Origin of the sequence: Nostocoides sp. F2B08 (genome assembly GCF_009184895.1) — a bacterium.
Classification (GTDB): domain Bacteria; phylum Actinomycetota; class Actinomycetes; order Actinomycetales; family Dermatophilaceae; genus F2B08.
In genome coordinates this window covers 1-3527 of the sequence record NZ_WESE01000026.1, presented here as the reverse complement: position 1 = coordinate 3527, position 3527 = coordinate 1, and the positions used below count along the sequence as shown (strand labels likewise).

The window sequence follows — 3527 nt, the reverse complement described above, 5'->3', positions numbered from 1 at the left end:
CAAGGACAGCTCCACCGGAGAGGGCCGGAACCGCAACATCTCACCCGTCGACGACGCCCACGCCGTTGACAGCTCCTCCCGCAACGAGGCAATCGCATCACTTAACGACACCGCACCCCACGGCGCAGCACCCGACCCCGAAGACCCCTGCCCCGCTTCACCCATGACGCATCTCCCTACCAGCCATTGCACCGACCAACCTGACCCACCTGTCATAGTGCCCCACCCGAGCAGGCCATGACCAGACCACTGAAACGGGACTGTCCGGAGAACGGTGTTCCGGCCCGACACGCCAGCGGTGCTGGTGAGGAAGATTGGTCACCGATGACAGAGACAATATCGAGCGTGGGCTCGATGCCGAACGCTGCATTCTCACACCGTCTACTTTCAGACCTCTCGCGGGTTGCTGAAGCCAACAGAAGTGATCACCTGCAAGCAGCTCATCACCAAGCCTGCGACCGGGTCGCTGAAATCTCAGCGACCCCTACCAGCCGGGTACCGATCGTGTCGCGAGCACCTTCGGCACTCCCATTACGAGAAGTCGGCTACCCACAGCTCGTCCTGGTCGGTGGGGGCGTGCCAGGCCCGCTTGACCAGGTCTGGGTACGCGGGGCCGTCGCGTCCCGCACCGTGGTGCGGGTGTGGTGCCGTCCACGGAACGCGCCGGCGATCCCGGCCAGCCGCATCAGCCGGGCGACCTGGTCGCGGCTGATGTAGATCCTGGCCCGCCGGGCAGCGATGTGCAGCTTGCGCGCCCCATACACGCGCCAGTTCTCCTGTCACAGCGTGTACAGCGTGTACAGCGCGTTGGCGGTGTAGGCGTCATCGAGCGCGGCGTCGGTGACCGGAATGCTCGTGGGGGCGTGATACGTGGACGGCGTGATCGTGACACCGGCTGTAGACAGTCGCCCACGACCTGGCCCGGCTGGTCAGCTTCGCCCGCGGGGCGCGACCCCTTCGTCCTGCTCGGTGAACGAACCGACCGGGCACGAGTCTTCGGAGCACCGCCAGCGTCGCTTGACCCAGATGATCCCGCACCGGGGCCCCGAACGCCGGCGCATCGACCAGCCGCCCCTCCAGGCGGCCGTGCCCGTGGGCGAGCACCCCGCACCCGTGGCAGCCCATCGGTCCTGGAGGCGACTCCACCCGCACCGTCAGCCCGCCATCATCGTCGCGGGCCACCGCGGTCACGCTTAACCCAGGCAAGCCGACCAGAAGATCACAGCGGGTGCAGCAGGTGCCGGCTACCAGGCAGCACGACGTAGGCTCGGCGACGTCGAGGTCCTTGACGTCAGGAGAGGTAAGAGTCCCCTGATCATCGAGGGCCTCGACCCCGTTCCCCGCTCACCCCAACGTCCGACGCGCCGTGCTCACCCCACACTCATCCGTGAAGAGCCCCTTTGCGGCCCGGCTCACCGACCACCGCGGTCCACACCGTGCTTGGCCGCCACCTCCCGTTGGGTCGCCTGCCGGGTCAGGAACGCCACCCAAATTTCGTACTTCTGCGGGGGTGCCAACACCCGCCGCTTCTTGCGTGTCGTCGTCTTCCCCGCCGCTTCTTGCGTGTCGTCGTCTTCTTCGACATGCCCTGATCCGATATCCAATCCGACCTCCTGACCGACTCGCCACGTCGAGCCCTGGTTGGAAATTTCTTTTCCACTGTCTTACGAACTCAGACGCGGAACAAATCCGAAGTTCGCTGCGATTTCTCAGACCGCCAATTGTGCGCGTGGATGACACCGTCAATGCCTACGCGGCGATAGACGAGTTGCGCTGGCTGCTGATTATTCACACGTGCCGTCGCCAAATCCACTCCGTCCTTGGAACGAAACTTGACACCGCGGCGACATTATTCATTCATCGGCACCGAGAAGCCGCTCCAATGCTTCGCGCGCCAAGGGATGGCCGGCTTCGGCGGCGGCGGTCAGCCAGTGGCGGGCCTCGTCGAACTCGGGCGAGTCCAGGCCGGCGGCGAGCACGACGCCCAAGTTGTACTGGGCGGGAATGTTGCCGGCCTGGGCAGCGGCGGTGAACCAGTGGCGGGCCTCGTCGAACTCGGGCGGATCCAGCACGCTGGCCAACAGGACACCCAGGTTGTACTGGGCGTCGGTGTGGCCGGCGTTCGCCGCGGCGGTGAACCAGCGACGCGCCTCGCGGAGCTCGTCAAGCTCGGGCGGGTTCACCCCGGTAATGAGCAGGGCTCCCAGATGGTACTGGGCGTTGGTGTGGCCGGCCTCCGCGGCGGCGGTGTACCACTGGCGGGCCTCGGCGACCTCGGGCGGGTCCAGCCCGGCCGTGAGCAGGCCCGCAAGGGCGTACTGGGCGTCGGTGTGCCCAGTGGTGGCGGCGGCGGTAAACCAGCGGCGGGCCTCCTGGAGTTGCGGGGGGTCCCACCGGCTGAGGAGCAAGGCGCCGAGGACGTACTGAGCGGGGATGTGTCTGGCGCTGGCGGCGGCGGTGAACCAGCGGCGCGCTTCGTCGAGTTCGGGCGGGTCCAGCTGAGTGGCGAGGAGGATGCCTAGGTTGAACTGAGCGTCGGTGTGGCCGGCGTTGGCGGCGGCGGTGTACCAGCGGCGGGCCTCATCTAGCTCGGGCGGGTGTAGCAGGTCGGTGAGCAGCAGGCCAAGGTGGTACTGGGCGTCGGTGTGGCCGGCTTCGGCGGCGGCTGTCAGCCAGCGGCGGGCCACGTCAACCTCCGGCGGGTCCAGCGCAGTCGCGAGGAGGACCCCGAGGTTGTCTTGGGCTTTGGTGTCACCGGACTCGGCGGCGGTGGTGAACCAGTGTTGGGCCTCGTCGAGCTCGGGCGGGTCGAGCTGGTTGGCGAGCAGGATCCCGAGGTTGATCTGGGCGCTAGGGTGGCCGGCCTGGGCGGCGGCGGTGTACCAGCGGCGGGCGTCCTCGAGGTCGGGTGGGTCTAGCGTGCCGAGCAGGACCCCGAGGTTGTACTGAGCATCAACGATCCCGGCTTCGGCGGCGGCGGTGTACCAGTGTCGGGCTAGGTCCAGCTCGGGCGGGTCGAGTCGGGTGGCGAGCAGGACCCCGAGGTTGAACTGGGCTACGGAGTTCCCGGTCTCGGCGAGGGGCTGCAAGGCGCGTCGGGCTACCACATATTGGCCAGCCGTGACGGCGTTGTACCCGACGAGGCCGACGATGTCGGGTGTGATGTCCAGGGCATCGAGGGCGTGGTCAACCGCCGCGTCCCAGACAACCGGGCGGATTCGGAGGCCCCGGCTGGTTCGCTCGTGGGCCAGCAGGTCCTCAGCCCGCAGCGCGGTGCCAGTGCTGGTGAGGAGGGATGCCGCCGTGCCGGGGATCGGCTTGCACGCCTCCGTACGCACCGTTGTGAGCCAGTGCTTAACCTTCTTGGTGCTGAGCCCTCGTACCGTGGCCGCGTCGCGTCGGGGTAGGTATGCAGCCCATAGCTCGAGTGCTTGCGCTTCAGTGATTACGTCGGGGATGCCGGTGCGCTGCCAATCCACTACGACCTCGACGAGGGCGCGCATCGGGGCGGCCGCATTTTCGAGCTT

The 3527-nt window shown here is 67.5% G+C and carries 3 protein-coding genes; all 3 read right to left on the bottom strand.

Features of this window, described 5'->3' with window-relative positions; translation table 11 throughout:
* The coding region (locus tag GA707_RS21920; protein ID WP_370460069.1) for a trypco2 family protein at nucleotides 1-165 on the bottom strand (165 nt) is incomplete at its 3' end.
* Nucleotides 166-545: 380 nt separating this feature from the next.
* Nucleotides 546-764 (bottom strand): IS3 family transposase, encoded by a 219-nt coding sequence (locus GA707_RS21915; protein WP_152180308.1) that lies wholly within the window; start codon nucleotides 762-764, stop codon nucleotides 546-548.
* 1089 nt (nucleotides 765-1853) lie between these two features.
* Nucleotides 1854-3527 (bottom strand): tetratricopeptide repeat protein (locus GA707_RS20520; protein WP_193315477.1); only part of this gene is annotated, 1674 nt, incomplete at its 5' end.